This is a genomic window from Aquipluma nitroreducens (genome assembly GCF_009689585.1).
In the GTDB taxonomy this organism is placed as follows: Bacteria; Bacteroidota; Bacteroidia; order Bacteroidales; family Prolixibacteraceae; genus Aquipluma; species Aquipluma nitroreducens.
On record NZ_AP018694.1, the window covers coordinates 1,053,483 to 1,071,531 of the forward strand.

Genomic DNA, 18,049 nt, shown 5'->3' on the forward strand with positions numbered 1-18,049 from the left:
TAGTTGTTATCTTTTATATCGCTTATCTTTTCCTCTGCAATGAACGGGAAACCAATCATCAGTCATTCGAGAAGTCGATTTTCAAACAATTTCCTAATGACTATTGACTTTTTCCGATCCGAATGACTATTGACTTTTTTCTTTTTATCCAACGTACACTTCCAGCAATTTTGCTGATGCAGTGACTGGTTTCAAAAGTACATTTTCGATAGACGCAGGCAAAAGAATGGTTTCGCCCTTTTGAACTGATTCGGAACCCGATTCGGTTTCGATGACCAGTTCACCATCCAGGCAAATATAAATGACAAACGAATCGAGTTTATTAAAGTCTTTCTCTACAACCTGGGTAACTTCAAGCACATTAGTTGTAAAATACTGACAACTGGCCAATTCTACCGACTCGTTAGGTATCGGTTCGTAATTGGTTTTGTATTCAGGAAATAACGTGTAATCAATTGCATCCAACGCCTGATCGGTATGCAACTCACGTAGATTTCCCTGATCATCGCGGCGATCGTAATCGTAAATGCGGTAAGTTATATCCGAAGTTTGCTGAATTTCAGCCAATAAAATCCCTTTGCCAATGGCATGAACACGTCCAGCAGGTATAAAAAAAACGTCACCAGCGGTAACTTCCTCGAAATTCAGAATATCAGTCAATTCAACTTTTTCTAATTTTTCAAGGTATTTTTCCTGATCAACCTGTTGGTTAAAACCAGACTGAAGCTTAGAGCCTTTATCGGCCTGCATCACATACCACATCTCGGTTTTACCGTATGAATTGTGTCGCTCCGCCGCCATTTCATCATCAGGATGAACCTGAATGGATAGATCGTCGTTAGCATCAATAAATTTAATCAGAAGTGGAAACTCATGGCCAAAAGTTTCAAAAATCTGATCACCAACCAAATCGCCCATATAAACTTCAATGAGTTCTTCTAAACTGTTTCCGGCCAAATAGCCATTCGAAACAACAGAAATATTGCCAGACACTCCTGAAAGTTCCCAGCTTTCGCCACAATTAGGCAAATCACCAAAATTCTTGTTCAGTAACGTTTTAATCTTATTTCCACCCCAGATTTTATCTTTATAAATGGGGGTAAATTTCAGGGGATATAATCCTTCCATGCGTTAAGGAATAATTAAATTTGAAAATCAGGAATTTAAAAATGATGAATCCGTTTAGAATTCGAAATCAACTGCAGCTCTTTCAACAGCATGTTGACCGATTAGTTCACCAACTTTGAGGTGTTCAGGATGTATGCGATAGGCATCAAGTTGCTCAACTGTTTCGAAATGAGAAATCAGGCAAATATCGTATGATTTAGATGCCAATTCGTAATTAACGCCAATTTCAATGTGTTTCAATTCATTAATCTTACCTGAAAGACTGAGTAAAGCATCTTCAATTGAACTGATCACATTCTGTTTTTCGCTTTCAGAATCGTATTTTTTCAGTTTAAACAACACAACGTGATTAATCATAACAAGCTATTTTTTTTTATTTTGTAGTGCGAAGTTAACATTTTCTGTCCTCTGTTCCACAACGTACGATTTTGCTTGCTGAAAAGCGGTACTCTTCATTATCTTTGAAAAAAATATATTTCTATGTTAGTAATTGGTATTGCCGGTGGAACCGGTTCCGGAAAAACGACAGTTGTAAAAAAAATTATAGAGAATCTGCCCGCTGGCGAAGTTGCTGTTATATCGCAGGATTCGTACTACAAAGACAATAGTCATTTACCACTCGAAGAAAGGCAAAAAATCAATTTCGACCACCCGGCATCCATCGAATTTGAACTTTTAGTTGAACATATTATTAAACTGAAAGCCGGACAGTCGGTTCAGGAACCGATATATTCGTACCTCTCGTGCACCCGATCGGATGAAACCCGTGAAATTCAGCCGAAATCAGTTGTGATTATTGAAGGAATCCTGGTGCTTTTCCCAGCTATTTTGCGCGAACAAATGGGTATCAAGGTGTTTGTCGATTGCGACTCGGACGTTCGATTATCGCGTGTAATTCAGCGCGACATTATTGAACGCGGACGCGACGTGCAAATGGTATTAGACCGATATGCAAAAACGGTACGACCAAGTCATATCCAGTTTATTGAACCCACCAAGCAATTTGCTGACATTATTGTGCCTGAAGGCGGCAATAACCTGGTGGCAATTAATATCTTAACCAATTACATCCAACAAAATCTAAAATAACATGCTCGAAGCGATTTCTTCCGAGGATATTCTGTTCATCGACATTGAAACAGTACCGCAAAAAGCTGATTTTACTGAACTTCCTGAGCATTTTCAAAAGCTTTGGGATAAGAAATCTGTCTATTTCAGAGATGAAACTCAGGCTGCGTCTGATGTTTATGAAAGGGCTGGAATTTATGCTGAATTTGGCAGAATTATTTGCATTTCGGCGGGTGTAATTATTCAGAAAAATGGAGAGCGCTTTTATCGGGTGAAGTCGTTTCATGACACTGACGAAAAAAAACTATTGCTGGCGTTTAACGATATGCTCGAGAAATTCACATCAAATCCCGGGAAAAAACTTTGCGCCCACAACGGGATTGAGTTCGACTATCCTTACATTGCCCGCCGGACTTTAATCAACGGACTTCGTCTGCCACGGATTTTAGACATTTCAGGAGCCAAACCCTGGGAAATAAAGGACCGATTGCTGGACACGCTGCAAATGTGGAAATTTGGCGACTATAAAAACTACACTTCTCTTGATTTGCTTTGCGCTGTTTTCGATATTCCGACCCCCAAAGATGATATTGATGGCAGCCAGGTAGCCCAGACATATTATCAGGAAGGTGACCTCGACCGTATTATTCGTTATTGCGAAAAAGACACTCTGGCTTTGGCAAATCTGATACTGAGATATAAAGGAGAATCAATCATATCTATTGATAACCTGCTTGTTGTTTAAGAAACGTTTAACAAAGACTTGTAAAAGTGAATCAAAAGGAAGCTTCCTGTGTGATTTACAATTAAAAATAAACATATTTGCACATCACAAACCTTGCGATGAAAAAGCTTTTTTTACTCGTCGTTTTATTTTTAATTGTTAATCTGGTTGTTTCATCACAATCAAAAGTTGACAGCTTATTGCAGCTATGTAATAAAGCAACAGAAAAAGAGAAAACAGAATTATTTCTTGAGCTTTCATTCAATACCAGATCCGATTCAGCAAAAAGCAATCAATATAGCCGCATGGCCAATCAACTGGCTGTTCAAAACAAGCAAATTCCGGAACAGGCCAAATCATTCAATTATTTAGGTGAAACTACCTATTACAAAAGGAACTACGCTGAAGCTATTACTTATTATCAAAAGGCAATTCCTTTATATGAACAAATTAAAGACTCATCTAATATTTATGATTGCCAAAACTCGATTGGCTTATGCTACCATTACATGTTTCAAGGCGAAAAAGCAATAGCCCGATTTATAACTGCATTAAAGTATTGCGAAAAAGATCCTGAGCGAACGGCAAATTTATACTCAAACATTGGGATGGTTCACTCAAGAATGAACAACTATAAAGACGCCATTGATAATTACCGAAAGTCATTACGAATAAACTTATCTATCCATGATACAGCAAGCATTGCCGTTAATTACAACGGACTAGGTGATACATTTTCTTGGTCCTACATGCCAGATTCTGCTCTTGTGAACTTCCTCAAATCTTATTACTACTTCAAAAAAATCAAAGCGGTCGACCGTCAGGCAATTGTTGTATCTAATCTAGCTTCTGTTTATACAAATTATCCCGACAGCCTGAATAAAGCTCTCGATTATTTCAATCAAGCCTGGGATAGTTTTCAGAAATTAGGTTGGAATCATTACGAAGCTGACATCAGGCAAGGAATAGCTTCAATTTATAACAAACAGGGAAAATATAAAGAAGCTATTGTTGCATACAATGAAAGTCTGCGATTAACTGACCAATTCAACCGAGGTTTTTCACTAAAGAAAGTAAATTACGAAGGTTTGGCTGGTGTGTATGAAAAAATGGGGGATTATAAAAAGGCGTTTCAAAACTATGTTTTATATACCCAGTACAACGACAGCATGGTTCAGAAGGAAAAATACGAACAGATCATTAGCCTTGAAAAACAGTACGAAACAGAGAAGAAGCAAAATGAAATCATCAGGCTACAATCGAGGCAAGAGCTAATGGATGTGCAACTACAGAAAAACAAGCAATTAAAGATATTAGGATTTGTTACAGCAAGTTTACTGCTCATTTTCGTATTTTTTGTTCTTATCCGATACTTCGACAAAATTAAGCTGAACCAATTGCTTGAAGACAAAAACAAAAAGATCGAACAGAGCGAGAGTGAACTTAGAGTTTTAAATGCGGCGAAGAACAAGTTTTTCTCTATAATAGCCCACGATTTAAAAAATCCATTTCATACGGTAATGGGGTATTCTTACCTTCTTAGCAAAGATTATGAACGGTTTACTGAAGAAGAACGACGAAAATTTGCATCCGATATTCACCATTCGACCAACAACATTTTTAGGTTACTGCAAAACCTGCTCGAATGGTCGAGATCGCAAACCGGAAGATTAATGTATAATCCGCGGGAAATTGAATTAAAACGGATCATTGACAATTCGGTGAGTGTATTGCGTTCGTTGGCTGACCAGAAAAATATAGTTGTTAAATTTGACTACGACGAAGCTCTGAACCTGTTTGCAGACCCGCAGATGATCGAAACGGTATTGAGAAACCTGGTCAACAATGCCATCAAATTTACCCCAGAAGATGGAACGATTGAAATAACTGCCCATCAAATCGATGATCACATCAGCATTTGTGTTAAAGACTCCGGAGTGGGTATTTCTGAAGAAGACGCACGGAATCTGTTCCAGATTGCTTCGACAGTAAAACGCAAAGGAACCAACAACGAAGACGGCTCTGGTCTCGGATTGATCTTGTGTAAAGAATTTGTGGATAAGAACAACGGAACGATTTGGGTAAACAGTTCTCTTGGCGAAGGAAGCTCATTCTTTTTCACTGTTCCGGCCAGGATGGAAAAAAGTCAATAGTCATTTGAAAAAGATTTGAGGAGTAATGGCTGGCTGAATTCAGGCACTTTTCACATAACTAACCGAAAAAAAGTCATTGGTCACCCGAAAAACAATTTTCTAATGACCAATGACTTTTTCTTCTTCTAAACAAGCATCTGTCTGGCAAGCAATTCTGCTTTTTCTGCCGATACTGTTTTCTCAACTATTTTCAGGGCAAATAGAATAGCCACACCAGGTCCTCTTCCGGTAATAATGTTTCCAGATTCAACAACTGGAATTTTAAGCACTTCAGCATCTTTTAAATAACCTTCAAATCCAGGATAACAAACAGCCTTCTCCCCTTCCAGAATACCTAAATTCCCAAAAACAAGAGGAGCAGCACAAATTGCCGCAAGCTGTTTCTTTTCAGCAACAAAATTCATGATTTGATGCTTTAGTCCGGTATGAGCATCTAAATTTGCGGCCCCGGGCATTCCTCCGGGTAATACAATCATATAAATTTTGTCGTAATTCACTTTTTCAAATAGAGTATCGGCTATCACAACAATTTGGTGAGCCCCCAACACTTCGATTTTCCCGGTAACCGAAACAACAAGAACATCTAGGTCAGCTCTGCGAAGGACATCAATAATACTGACAGCCTCAATTTCTTCAAACCCATCAGCCAAATGAACTGCAATTTTTCTCTTCATGGTATTCAGATTTTCTCTCAAAATTAAAGCAATTTAAAGCAAAAAAAAAGTGATCTGCTAACTTCAGATCACTTAAACCATTATAACCACTTATAACTATTTTACGAACAACAAACTATAAATTAAGAAGCGTAATCTTTTAACGACTTTTCCAATTTTTTCCGGGTAAAGAAAATGCGACTTTTAACAGTACCTAGAGGCAAATTAAGATCCTCAGCTATTTCCTTGTATTTAAACCCATCTAAAAACATATTGAACGGAACCTTATATTCATCCTCCAATGCATTGATACATTTGATAATTTCTTTAGAGCTATAAATTGATTCAGGGGATGGATAGCTTTTATCTTTTTGAAACTTCAAATGAAAATCATTATTTGCACCATCAAACGTATTTTTTGTTTTTACATTTCGACGATAGTTGTTAATGAATGTATTTTTCATAATCGTGTAAATCCACGCTTTGAAATTTGTATTTTGGGTAAATTTATCCCTGTATGTTAGCGCCTTCAGAAAAGTTTCCTGAAGCAAATCCTGAGCTTTTTCCTGATCTGAAGTCAGACTCAATGCATAATACAACAACTTGTCCTGTAATCCTAAAAGTGCGGTGTTAAATTGAAGCTGTGTCATGGCGTTCGTTTTTTAATTGTTAATGTTAGGACAAATATATAGATTCAAAATTTCAAATAAAGGATTTTAAAGTCTTTTATTCTTCGATATTTTTTATTGCTTATAAAGAATATTTATATCGGTATGATTAAACAACCAACTTTGTTCTCTACGAGTATTTACATAATTTTGTTTTCAAATTACAACATGTTATTAAACAAACATTTCGTCGCAGAAACAAATTTGAAATAACAAGTTATTTTCTTATATTACAAAAGCGCTCGAGAGATATTCGTGTTGTTTAATACTTAATGACTGAAAGTCATTCCAAACGTCCGACTGAGCTCACGTCGAAGACCAATTTCTGAATCTACTGATATTAAACGTTAAGCTGAAATACATTCAGCATAACGATGAATATTTGAAGCTAAACACAACACCAATTCCTCATTCTAAATAATTATTACTTTAGCCGGCTCAAATTTTTCACTAATTATTAAAATGAAAAGAACAATCAGATCTGTTAACAGGGCTGAAATGTTCACATTCAAACGTTGGGGACGAAAAGCGTATTCGTTGTTCAGTGTTATGAAAAAGCCAGTCCGCATTGGTGTACTTCTGGCTGTTTATACCACTGTTACAGAACCCGAATTTACCTTTGCCCAAACCGACAGTTCGAAAGTGAGCATGGAGTATAACCTTGACGAAGTTGAGGTTTCTGCCCAAAGAGCACCTGTTGTTTTCTCGCAGGTGGCACGGATTGTATCCGTGATCGGAAGAGAAGAAATTGAGGCGGCTCCCGTCCAAAGTATTCAGGAACTGCTCGAATACGCGCTGAGTGTTGATGTCCGACAGCGCGGTGTTCATGGAGTTCAGGCCGACATTTCGGTCAGAGGAGGTTCGTTCGACCAAACCCTTATCCTTTTAAATGGCGTCAACATTTCAGACCCCCAGACAGGCCATCATGCCCTCGACCTTCCGGTCAGTTTAAAAAACATCCAGCGTATTGAAATTCTTGAAGGCTCGGCAGCCCGTGTTTTTGGCCCCAATGCATTTTCGGGAGTTATTAATATTATTACCAATTCAGAGGGTCACACTAATCTAAAAGCAGATGTATCTGTTGGTCAACACAAACTGGCCGATATTAACCTTTCCGGAAATCTCAGTACCGGCAACTGGAATCAATTTATTGCATTCAACCACATGTCTTCCGACGGGTACATCGACAACACCGATTTTAAAACATGGAATGCCTTTTACCAAGCCAAGCTGAATACCAAACCCGGCACGCTTGATTTTCAAATTGGACACACCGACAAAGACTTTGGGGCAAACAGCTTTTACACTGCAACTTACCCCAATCAGTTTGAAGCGACCAAAACAACTTTTGCTTCGGTAAAATTTGAAACTGGCACGAAAATTCATCTCATTCCGTCAGTTTATTGGCGTCGGCATCAGGATCGGTTTGAGTTGTTCCGGGATAATCCCGCTACCTGGTATGCGGGACACAATTACCACTTGACCGATGTTTTCGGTAGTAATCTAAATGCCTGGTTTAATTCACAATTGGGTAAAACTGCTTTCGGAGCCGAAATCAGGACAGAAAATGTTTGGAGTAATGTTTTGGGTAAGCCATTGACGACTCCAATTGCAGTTCCAGGAGAATCAGATCAGTTTTTTACCAAGTCCTATTCCCGGACAACCATCTCCTATTTTGCCGAACACTCCGTCTATCTCGAAGATTTTTCCATTTCTGCCGGTGCAATGACAAACTGGATTTCGGATCTCGGTTTTGGCTGGAATATTTATCCCGGAATTGATGCTTCCTATTCATTGACCAATCATTTCAAAATATATGGATCGGCCAATTCAACGCTACGGATGCCAACGTTTACCGATTTATTCTACAATGGGCCAACCAACATTGGCAATCCCGATCTTAAACCAGAAAAATCAGTAACCTATGAGGGTGGAATAAAGCTCACTTCTATCGGTTTTTCCGGACATGTTGATGTATATCACAGAAGAGGAAAGGATCTGATTGACTGGGTTCGCGAAAATGAAGCAGACAAGTGGCAAACAAAAAATCTGACCCGGATTAACTCCACCGGATTTGAACTTAGTGGAAATTTCTTTCCTGAAAAAATCTGGAAGGAAAGTATTTTCATTACCAAATTAGGACTTAATTATTCGTACAGCAAATTAGATAAAGGAGGAAACAACTTTTTCTCAAACTATGTGCTCGATAACCTGAAACATAAACTTGATATTGAGATCAATCACAAAATCTGGAGCAAATTAAAAGGTTCATGGCGTTTCAGTTATCAGGATCGAAATGGCATACGAACCCAGTCCGAGTCCTACGAACCATTCTGGTTGGTCAACCTGCGTGTCATGTGGAAAACTCCATCCACCGAAATATATGCAATGGCATCGAATCTTTTCGACACCAATTATTACGATTTAGGAACTGTTGAGCAACCGGGACGATGGATTAGTTTCGGCATCAGCCATCAAATCAACTTTAAATAAAACTGACTCCCGGGAAATCCGGGAGTTGTTTTTTCTTCCGGGAAAATATTAACTTCGCACACTGAAAAAACTTAAAAACGTATGTTAAAAGGAATATTATCGATCAGTGGTCAACCCGGATTATTTAGATTGGTGACCGAAACAAAAAACAGTATTATTGTTGAATCTCTGCTAACCGGCAAACGAATTCCGGCTTATTCAACATCTAAAATCAGCACTCTTTCTGACATTTCCATCTTTACTGAAACGGGTGAGATTTTGCTGACAGAATTGTTTCTTCGAATTCAGAAGAGTGAAAAGACGATTTCACCAAAAGCATCAGCCAATGAGATAAAAGCATTTTTTGGAGAAGTATTACCAGAATATGACAAAGATCGGGTTTATGTTTCGGACATGAAGAAGATCATACAGTGGTATCAACTACTAAGCGATCAGAACCTGCTGACAGAAACGAAAGAAGAAGAATAAACGGAAGAAATAAAATCTGAAGAATAAAACAAAGAAACCGCATCGAACATGCGGTTTCTTTGTTTTTAAAATAACCTCAATTGACCGGGAGGCTGTTTATTTTCCTTTTGAGCTTTCCGTTCAAGTATAATCTCAAGGAGTTTCGTAGTAGCCAACGCATCTCCGGCAGCACGGTGTCTTCCATGTATTGAAATACCCAATTCGTCGCATATTTTCCCGAGTGAATACGACTTATGTCCAGGTATAAATTTACGTCCCATTCGAACGGTACACATAGTCTTTCGTTGATAATCGTATCCCAAACGTTTAAACTCTTCCTGAATAAATTTATAGTCGAAACTCACATTGTGGGCAACGAAAATCTTTTCGTGAGTCATTTCAACGATTTTCCTTGCAACTTCATAAAACTTAGGTGCATCCCTGACCATTTCATTATCAATACCAGTGAGGCTGGTGATAAATCCCGGTATATAACATTCCGGATTAATCAAACTTGAAAACGAATCGGTTATTTCAAATCCGTTATGGATATAAATTGCAATCTCCGTGATTTTTCCTTTGGCAGCAGACTGTCCTGTTGTTTCTATATCAATTATTGCGTACAAAACCTAATTTTTTGAAATGACATTGTTATAAATCAAATCCGATTTATTACTTTTATATTATAATCAAGAACGCTATTCAACAATAGTATATTTTTTTTGTTTTAAATCGAATAAATAACAGAATTTTTCAAATATTATTTTAAAAACAAAAATCATTAATCATGAAAAAAACTCTACTACTATCATTGCTAATAGCATTTGTAGCTATAACAAATGCTCAGACAGTTGATAAAAAATGGGGAATTGGCGCTGGAATTGGTGCCTATGGAACTCTCAACAAATCGGGAGTTGGCTTCATGCCAGAATTGTATTTAAGCCGGTATCTTAGCCCTCGCCTCGACTTGATGCTTAGAGGTGACCTCGGATTATTTAATTCCAAATTAACAAACGATTTGGACATGGCAAATGGATTTCTTGATCTGAGATTAAAATTAAACAACGAAGACAAAAAATTCCGTCCATATTTATTTGCTGGACCAGGAATATTAGCCGACAACGGCGAATCCGGATTAAACTTTAACATCGGTGCCGGTGACAAATATTACGTTAGCCCTGCTACCGCGTTATATATGGAAGTTGGTTATGTGAATGGAATAGAATCTACAGTAGCTGGCAAAAAAACCAGAGATAACTTTTGGAAAGCTACTGTTGGCGTAGAGTTTGACTTCGGAAAAACTCCGGATTCTGACATGGACGGCGTTTCGGACAACAAGGATAAATGTCCAAATACTCCGGCTGGTGTTGCAGTTGATGCCAATGGTTGCCCAATTGATACCGATGGTGATGGCGTTGCTGATTATATTGACGATTGTCCAACAGTTGCCGGATTAACTTCGCTGAAAGGTTGTCCTGATTCTGATAAAGACGGCGTTGCTGATAAAGATGATGCATGTCCTGATGTTGCTGGATTAGTTAGCTTAAAAGGATGTCCTGACACCGATGGTGATGGCGTTGCCGATAAAGATGACAAATGTCCAGATACGCCTAAAGGAGCAAAAGTTGATGCAAAAGGATGCCCGGTTGACTCAGACGGTGATGGCGTTCCAGATTACTTGGATAAATGTCCAACAGTACCAGGAGTAAAAGACAACAATGGCTGTCCAAAAGAAAAGACTGCTGAAGAAATTGAAGCTGAAAAAATGAAAGTTGAACCTGTTTATTTCGATTCAAATAAAGCAACTTTTAGTGCTCAGGAAAAAGCAAAGGTTGACAAACTTGTAACTTTATTGCAAGAAAACAGCAACTATAATGTAAAAGTTACAGGTTATGCAGATGCTCTTGGAGCAGACGCTTACAATTTGAATCTTTCGAAAAACCGTGTAAGTGCTGTTGTTAAATCAATTCTTTCGAGTAAAAATAAACTTAAAAAGAATCGTATTGAATTACAGAAAGGTCTTGGGGAAGCTAATCCAGCTGCAACAAATGACACTCCGGAAGGACGCGCATTGAACCGCAGAGTTGAATTTGAAGTAACTAAAAAATAAAGTACTCTTGATTTTAAGAAAAAATCCTTATCAGAACTGATAAGGATTTTTTTATGTACATTTGTAATATAACTGTTTAATAGTTTTTATCTTTAGAAACAAAAAAGACTCAAAAACCAAATATTCACCAAAACAAATGAACATGAAAAAAGTACTTTTACTTTCATTATTTTTTGCTTTCACTACCCTGGCTCAGGCTCAAACTGTCGACAAGAAATGGGGTTTTGGAATAGGAGCAGGTGCATATGGAACAACTAACAACTCAGGAATAGGTCTCAATCCCGAACTGTACTTAAGTAGATATGTCAGTACTCGGTTTGATTTGATGCTTAAAGGTGATCTTGGTATGTTTAACTCCAAACTCTCAAGCGACCTTGACATGGCAACTGCATTTATTAACCTTAGACTTAAGCTTTCTGGTGAAAGCAAAAGTTTTCGTCCTTATATTTTTGCCGGTCCGGGCTTTATCGCTGACAATTCAGAATCAGGATTAAATTTCGACTTAGGTATTGGGGCAAAATACTATGTAGGCCCAGCCACTGCTTTTTATCTGGAAGCTGGTTATATCAATGGAATAGAAACAACCACTGCCGGCAAAACCAATACAGACAACTTCTGGAAAGCAACTGTTGGTATGGAATTCGATTTTGGCAAAACTCCTGATGCTGACATGGACGGAGTTTCAGATAAAAAAGATAAATGTCCTAACACGCCAACAGGTGTTGCTGTTGATGCCAATGGATGCCCTATTGACTCAGATGGTGACGGTGTTGCTGATTACCTCGACGATTGCCCAACTGTTGCTGGATTGACTTCACTAAAAGGTTGTCCGGATGCGGATGGTGACGGGGTTGCTGACAAAAACGACAAATGTGCCGACACTCCCAAAGGCGTAAAAGTAGATGCAAAAGGATGTCCGCTTGATTCGGATGGTGATGGCATCACCGATAATTTGGACAAATGTCCTGATACACCTAAAGGGGCAAAAGTTGACGAAAAAGGATGTCCTGTAGATTCCGATGGCGATGGTATTCCGGATTACCTTGACAAATGCCCAACTGTTGCAGGGCAAAAAGATAATAATGGTTGCCCGGCAAAAGAGGTAGAAGCAAAAAAGGAGCTAACTCCTGAACAGGTGATCATGCAAAACGTCAAAATAACTCCGGTACATTTTGTATCCGACAAGAGCTATTTGACTGATTATTCAAAAAGTGTTCTGGAAAAACTGATTAAAACATTGAATTCAGACAAAGGTTTTAATGTGAACATGTATGGTTACACCGATAGTCAGGGATCTGACAATTACAACATCAAACTATCACAAGACCGAATTGATTCAGTGATTAAATATTTAATTTCCAAGGGAATTTCAGCCGATCGGATTATTCATCAAAAAGCATTGGGCAAAGCAAAACCAATCGCAAGCAATAATACCGAAGAAGGTCGTTTGCAAAACCGTCGGGTTGAATTCGAAATTTTCAAAATGAAATAGCAAAACTATTGTTTAAAATAATTCGAAAGCCCTGTCTATTTCTTTAGATGGGGCTTTTTTGTTAACCAGAACTCATTTATAAAGCCTGAATTTTACATTCAGAAATCAAAACCAGAGAAAATAAATATCTTTGTCGCTCAAATTTCAAAGTACAAAAAATGTCGATCGAACTGATTATACGTGACCAGATTGTTGAAGCCATTGAAAAATGCTACCAGCAACAAATAGATTCAAGCCTCGTTCAGCTACAAAATACCCGGAAAGAGTTTGAAGGTGATATCACGCTGGTGGTATTTCCGTTTGTACGGATGTCGAAAAAGTCGCCGGAGCTAACAGCCGCCGAAATTGGCGATTACCTTCAGCAAAACGTTACTGAAGTTGAGAAATACAATGTTGTTAAAGGCTTCCTGAATCTGGTAATTTCGTCAGAATATTGGGTTTCGGTGCTTAATTCGGTTGGTTCAACAGATAACTACGGAATTACCGAACCAACCGATTCGTCGAAGCTGGTTATGGTAGAATATTCCTCGCCAAACACCAATAAACCTTTACATTTAGGCCACATCCGCAACAATTTGCTTGGTTTTTCGCTTAGCGAAATCCTGAAAGCCAACGGAAACAAAGTGGTGAAAACCAATATTGTAAATGACCGCGGAATCCACATCTGCAAATCGATGTATGCCTGGAAAATGTGGGGCAATGGCGAAACTCCAGAAAATACCGGCATCAAAGGCGACCATTTGGTAGGTAACTACTACGTGAAATTCGATCAGGAATACAAAAAAGAAATAGTGGTACTGATTGAACAAGGGCAAACCAAGGAAGAAGCCGAACAAAATGCTCCTGCAATGGTTGGCGCACGCGAAATGCTCCTGAAATGGGAAGCCAAAGACCCTGAAACCATCCAGCTTTGGGAAACCATGAACAAATGGGTTTACGCTGGTTTCGACGTGACCTACAAAGAACTTGGAGTTGATTTCGACAAAATATATTACGAGTCGGAAACTTATCTGTACGGGAAAGATGAGGTTTTACGAGGATTGGCTGAGGGCGTTTTCTACCAGAAAGAAGACTCGTCGGTTTGGGCCGACCTGACCGCCGAAGGCTTGGATCAAAAGATTTTGCTCCGCAGCGATGGCACTTCGGTTTACATGACCCAGGATATTGGCACGGCCAAAGAACGTTTTCAGGACTACCCCATTGACAAAATGGTGTATGTGGTTGGTAACGAGCAAAATTACCACTTTCAGGTTTTATCAATTTTGCTCGACAAATTAGGGTTTGAGTTTGGCAAAGGCTTGCACCATTTCTCTTATGGAATGGTTGAACTTCCGCAGGGAAAAATGAAATCGCGCGAAGGAACCGTAGTTGACGCCGATGACCTGGTAGCCGGAATGATTGAAGTTTCGCGCAAAACATCTGAAGAATTGGGTAAACTCGAAGGTTACACTCCCGAACAGGCTGCCGAAACGTATAAAATGATTGCTTTGGGCGCACTCAAATATTTTATCCTGAAAGTCGATCCAAAGAAAAGCATGCTCTTCAATCCGGAAGAATCCATCGATTTTAATGGCAACACCGGCCCGTTCATTCAATATACTTATGCACGAATCCGTTCGGTATTGCGCAAAGCAGCCGACAGAGGCATTGCGATTAATCAAACCATTGACAGCAAATTGCAGATTGGCAAAAAAGAGCTGGAATTAATCAAAGCCATTGCTCAATTTCCGGTGGCCGTGAAAGAAGCTGGCGACAATTACAGCCCGGCTTTGATTGCCAATTATATTTACGAACTGGTCAAAGAATTCAACCAGTTCTACCACGAATTCCCGATCATCATCGAAGAAAATGCAGATGTCCGCAACCTTCGGCTGGTCATTGCCGAAAACGTTGGCAAAACCATTAAAACCGGCATGAAACTGTTGGGCATCGATGTTCCGGAAAGGATGTAAAAAAGTCGGAAGATGGAAAGCCGCTCCCTGAGCGCGAAGCAGTCGAAGGGAGACCTGCGACAGAAGTCAGAAACAAAAACCCCGAAAATCAGTGATGGTTTTCGGGGTTTTTACTTTTTGAAGATTACAGCTAATATTTTTATTCGTCTTTTTGATCTTTCGTTTGATTTTTGCAACTTTGCGGCATGACAAAAGCGCAATCCATCGAAGAATTTTACCAGAATCAGTTTAATTGCATTCCGGAAAGCCTGAAAAAAGAGATCGGGCACTTCAACATATTTCACCGCGAAGATTTCTGTTGTGCCAACAAGCCTGTTCCCTACAGCCGGAAAGATTACTACAAAATTACGCTTCTGAAAGGCGCCAATAAAATTCACTACGCCGACAAAACAGTGCTGAGCGAACACAATGCGCTGATGTTCTCGAATCCAATGATTCCGTACAACTGGGAACCGCTCGAAGACAACCAATCCGGAGTATTTTGCATTTTCACCGAGGAATTTTTCAGCCAGTACGGCGCTATTAAAGATTATCCCATTTACAGGCCCGGCAGCAATCTGGTTTATTTGCTAGACAATAGCCAGTTGGCCGAAATCGAAGCGATCTATCAGAAAATGTTTGATGAAATTGCTTCGGACTATTTATACAAATACGATGTACTCCGTGGCTTGGTTTTTAACCTGATTCACACTGCATTGAAAATGCAGTTAACCGAAGCCACCCGTTTATCTCCATCAAACGGAACTGCACGCATTGCTTCGCTGTTTGCGGAATTGTTGGAACGTCAGTTCCCCATTGAATCGGTCGTGCAACGCATGAAACTACGCACGCCCAACGATTTTGCAGCGCATCTCTCCATCCATGTCAATCACCTGAACCGCAGCCTAAAGGAAGTAACCGGAAAAACCACTTCGCAATTAATTGCCGAACGCGTTTCGCAGGAAGCCCGCGCCTTGCTAAAACAGACAAACTGGAACATTTCTGAAATTGCTTATTCGCTTGGGTTTGAAGAATTGCCTCACTTCATCAACTTTTTCAAGAAGAACTTTAATCAAACACCTAAAATTTTCCGAAACGAAACCAATGTTTGATTTATGCAGTTTTTCGTTTGATTTTTATATCTGAAGAAAACAATTGCTGATCTATTTTTGTCGTATAAATTTACTGAATGCGGAATCAGTTTCGCGAACCAATCAAACTTCAGTATTCAAATTTCCATATTGACATGACAAATTCAGATCATATAACATCCAAACAACCGGTATCACGCTTCTTAATCGGACTGATGGCCGTTTCTGCTGGGATAACCGTTGCAAACATTTATTACAACCAGCCCATCCTGAAAGAAATTGCAGCCGACTTAGGCTCTACAGAGTCTCAAGCCGGAATGGTTTCCATGCTTTCGCAGATTGGGTACGGGCTCGGATTGTTTTTCCTGACCCCGCTTGGCGACAAAATCAACAAGAAAAAACTGATTATCAGCCTTCAGATTTTGTTAATAGCAGCTCTTTTGCTGGTCACTTTCACACACAGTATTTTTCAGCTTTGGGCGCTGAGCTTGCTGATCAGTATGTTTTCGGTATCGGTTCAGGTGATTATGCCCATGGCTGCCGGAATGGACAGTGAAAACCGCGGCAAAAACGTGGGAACCATTTTTACCGGTGTGCTGATCGGGATTCTGGCAGCCCGTGTGTTTAGCGGAAGCATTGCCGAATGGCTGGGCTGGCGATATGTTTACCTCATTTCGGCTGGCGCTGTAGCACTGGCCACGGTTATGCTGCAAATCAAATTGCCCAATGTACCCACCCGTTTCTCCGGAAGTTATCCTCAGTTGCTCGGCTCAGCACTGCAACAAATCAAGCGTTTTCCATTGCTTCGCGAAGTTTCGCTGGTTGGCATCCTTCAGTTTGGATTGTTCTGCTCATTTTGGACCACATTGACCTTCTATCTAAGTGGCGAACCTTTCAACTTTTCGAGCAACATTATTGGTCTGTTCGGTTTGGTGGCCATTGCCGGAGCTTTGCTGGCGCCAGTTTTCGGTAAACGGGCAGATAAAGGTGGAAGCAAAAAAGTTCGGTTCATCGCACTCGGATTAATTGTTGTCAGTATTTTGCTGATGATTTCATTACCAACCTCCATTCCGGCGCTGGTATTGGCTGTTTTCCTGCTTGATATGGGCGCCCAGGCTATTCAGGTTACCAATGTGGCCATGATTTACACGCTCGACGAATCGTCGCACAGTCGAATCAATACCATTTACATGACATCGTTTTTCACTGGCGGTGCGTTAGGAACGCTCATCGGTATCTATTGCTGGAAATACGGCGGATGGCTTGGCGTAAACCTGCAAATGCTGCTTTTCGCACTAGTTATCTCGGTTCTTTTACTGAAAGAAAAACGAAAAAGGCTGGCAAACATTGAAGTTGTAGAAATCGCCAAAGCATAACTATTATTTGCTCAGGAAATCAGGAACTTTGTAACTTAGAAACTTAAAAATTTAAATACAACATGAAAGTAGTAGCCATTAACGGAAGTCCAAACAAAAAGGGAAACACGCACTTAGCTCTTGAAACGGTTGGTTCGGCACTAAAGGAAAACGGAATCGACTTTGAGATTATCCATATCGGGAATAAAGTCATTCGCGGCTGCACCGCCTGTGGATTGTGCCGTAAAAATCAGGACGAAAAGTGCAGCATCAAAACCGATGTGGTCAACGAAGTGATTCAGGAGATGAAAAGTGCCGACGGCATTATTCTGGGAGCGCCCGTTCATTACTCCGGAATACCCGGAACAATGAAAAGCTTTCTAGATCGCGCCTTCTACGTGGCCGGAAGCAACGGCAACCTGTTTCGGCACAAAGTGGGCGCTGCCGTGGTAGCTGTGCGCCGAACAGGCGGCTCTTCCACATTGGATGGCTTATACCATTATTTAACCTATACCGAAATGCTTTTGGCTACCTCCAACTACTGGAACGTTATTCATGGCCGCATTGAGGGGGAAGTTTTGCAGGATGCGGAAGGCATGCAGATTATGCAGGTTTTGGGCAACAACATGGCCTGGCTGATGCAAATGCGCGAGCAAACCAAAAAATCGTTACCAGCGCCAAAGCCAGTTCAAAAAGTGATGACCAATTTTATCAGATAAAATCCAAATTTGAAGAT

16 protein-coding genes are annotated in these 18,049 nt (G+C 39.9%); 11 read left to right on the top strand and 5 right to left on the bottom strand.

What is annotated here, in order from left to right:
• Positions 1–144: 144 nt before the first annotated feature.
• Together AQPE_RS04360 and AQPE_RS04365 are read right to left on the bottom strand one after the other, a co-directional pair.
• The gene (locus AQPE_RS04360; protein ID WP_318349824.1) at positions 145–1,128 is read right to left on the bottom strand and encodes a type I phosphomannose isomerase catalytic subunit; all 984 of its coding nucleotides are present in this window, start codon (positions 1,126–1,128) and stop codon (positions 145–147) included.
• Between the two features lie 54 nt (positions 1,129–1,182).
• Positions 1,183–1,485: a Dabb family protein gene (locus tag AQPE_RS04365; RefSeq protein ID WP_318349825.1), complete on the bottom strand. Its 303-nt coding sequence runs from the start codon at positions 1,483–1,485 to the stop codon at positions 1,183–1,185.
• Between the two features lie 123 nt (positions 1,486–1,608).
• Between AQPE_RS04365 and udk the strand changes: the two genes are divergently transcribed.
• The 3 genes from udk to AQPE_RS04380 all read left to right on the top strand — a co-directional run bounded on the left by udk (position 1,609) and on the right by AQPE_RS04380 (position 5,073).
• Positions 1,609–2,217, top strand: coding sequence for a uridine kinase (gene udk / locus AQPE_RS04370; protein ID WP_318349826.1), 609 nt, complete (start codon positions 1,609–1,611; stop codon positions 2,215–2,217).
• Position 2,218: 1 nt separating this feature from the next.
• Positions 2,219–2,941, top strand: coding sequence for a 3'-5' exonuclease (locus AQPE_RS04375; protein WP_318349827.1), 723 nt, complete (start codon positions 2,219–2,221; stop codon positions 2,939–2,941).
• Between the two features lie 98 nt (positions 2,942–3,039).
• Positions 3,040–5,073, top strand: coding sequence for a tetratricopeptide repeat-containing sensor histidine kinase (locus AQPE_RS04380; protein WP_318349828.1), 2,034 nt, complete (start codon positions 3,040–3,042; stop codon positions 5,071–5,073).
• Between the two features lie 125 nt (positions 5,074–5,198).
• Here AQPE_RS04380 and AQPE_RS04385 read toward each other — a convergent pair whose 3' ends face one another.
• The gene (locus AQPE_RS04385) at positions 5,199–5,747 is read right to left on the bottom strand and encodes a DJ-1 family glyoxalase III (protein ID WP_318349829.1); all 549 of its coding nucleotides are present in this window, start codon (positions 5,745–5,747) and stop codon (positions 5,199–5,201) included.
• 122 nt (positions 5,748–5,869) lie between these two features.
• Positions 5,870–6,376 (bottom strand): RNA polymerase sigma factor, encoded by a 507-nt coding sequence (locus AQPE_RS04390; RefSeq protein ID WP_318349830.1) that lies wholly within the window; start codon positions 6,374–6,376, stop codon positions 5,870–5,872.
• Between the two features lie 480 nt (positions 6,377–6,856).
• On the opposite strand from AQPE_RS04390, the gene AQPE_RS04395 reads away from it, so the two are divergent.
• Positions 6,857–8,887, top strand: a complete 2,031-nt coding sequence (locus tag AQPE_RS04395) for a TonB-dependent receptor plug domain-containing protein (protein ID WP_318349831.1) — start codon at positions 6,857–6,859, stop codon at positions 8,885–8,887.
• An 81-nt stretch (positions 8,888–8,968) separates the two neighbouring features.
• Positions 8,969–9,355, top strand: coding sequence for a DUF5606 family protein (locus AQPE_RS04400; RefSeq protein WP_318349832.1), 387 nt, complete (start codon positions 8,969–8,971; stop codon positions 9,353–9,355).
• A gap of 65 nt (positions 9,356–9,420) precedes the next feature.
• Here the strand turns inward: AQPE_RS04400 and AQPE_RS04405 are convergent, their stop codons facing one another.
• The gene (locus tag AQPE_RS04405) at positions 9,421–9,960 is read right to left on the bottom strand and encodes a 3'-5' exonuclease (protein WP_318349833.1); all 540 of its coding nucleotides are present in this window, start codon (positions 9,958–9,960) and stop codon (positions 9,421–9,423) included.
• A gap of 161 nt (positions 9,961–10,121) precedes the next feature.
• Between AQPE_RS04405 and AQPE_RS04410 the strand changes: the two genes are divergently transcribed.
• The 6 genes from AQPE_RS04410 to AQPE_RS04435 all read left to right on the top strand — a co-directional run bounded on the left by AQPE_RS04410 (position 10,122) and on the right by AQPE_RS04435 (position 18,032).
• Positions 10,122–11,444 carry an OmpA family protein gene (locus AQPE_RS04410; RefSeq protein ID WP_318349834.1) on the top strand — a complete coding sequence of 441 codons (1,323 nt, stop codon included), beginning with the start codon at positions 10,122–10,124 and terminating at the stop codon, positions 11,442–11,444.
• Positions 11,445–11,586: 142 nt separating this feature from the next.
• A complete protein-coding gene (locus AQPE_RS04415) occupies positions 11,587–12,936 on the top strand; it encodes an OmpA family protein (protein ID WP_318349835.1) in 1,350 nt (449 codons plus the stop codon).
• 158 nt (positions 12,937–13,094) lie between these two features.
• Positions 13,095–14,888 carry an arginine--tRNA ligase gene (gene argS / locus AQPE_RS04420; RefSeq protein WP_318349836.1) on the top strand — a complete coding sequence of 598 codons (1,794 nt, stop codon included), beginning with the start codon at positions 13,095–13,097 and terminating at the stop codon, positions 14,886–14,888.
• A gap of 185 nt (positions 14,889–15,073) precedes the next feature.
• Complete coding sequence (locus AQPE_RS04425; RefSeq protein WP_318349837.1) at positions 15,074–15,979, top strand: helix-turn-helix domain-containing protein; 906 nt, start codon at positions 15,074–15,076, stop codon at positions 15,977–15,979.
• A gap of 134 nt (positions 15,980–16,113) precedes the next feature.
• Positions 16,114–17,334 carry an MFS transporter gene (locus tag AQPE_RS04430; protein WP_318349838.1) on the top strand — a complete coding sequence of 407 codons (1,221 nt, stop codon included), beginning with the start codon at positions 16,114–16,116 and terminating at the stop codon, positions 17,332–17,334.
• A 62-nt stretch (positions 17,335–17,396) separates the two neighbouring features.
• Positions 17,397–18,032, top strand: a complete 636-nt coding sequence (locus AQPE_RS04435; RefSeq protein WP_318349839.1) for a flavodoxin family protein — start codon at positions 17,397–17,399, stop codon at positions 18,030–18,032.
• Positions 18,033–18,049 lie beyond the last annotated feature (17 nt).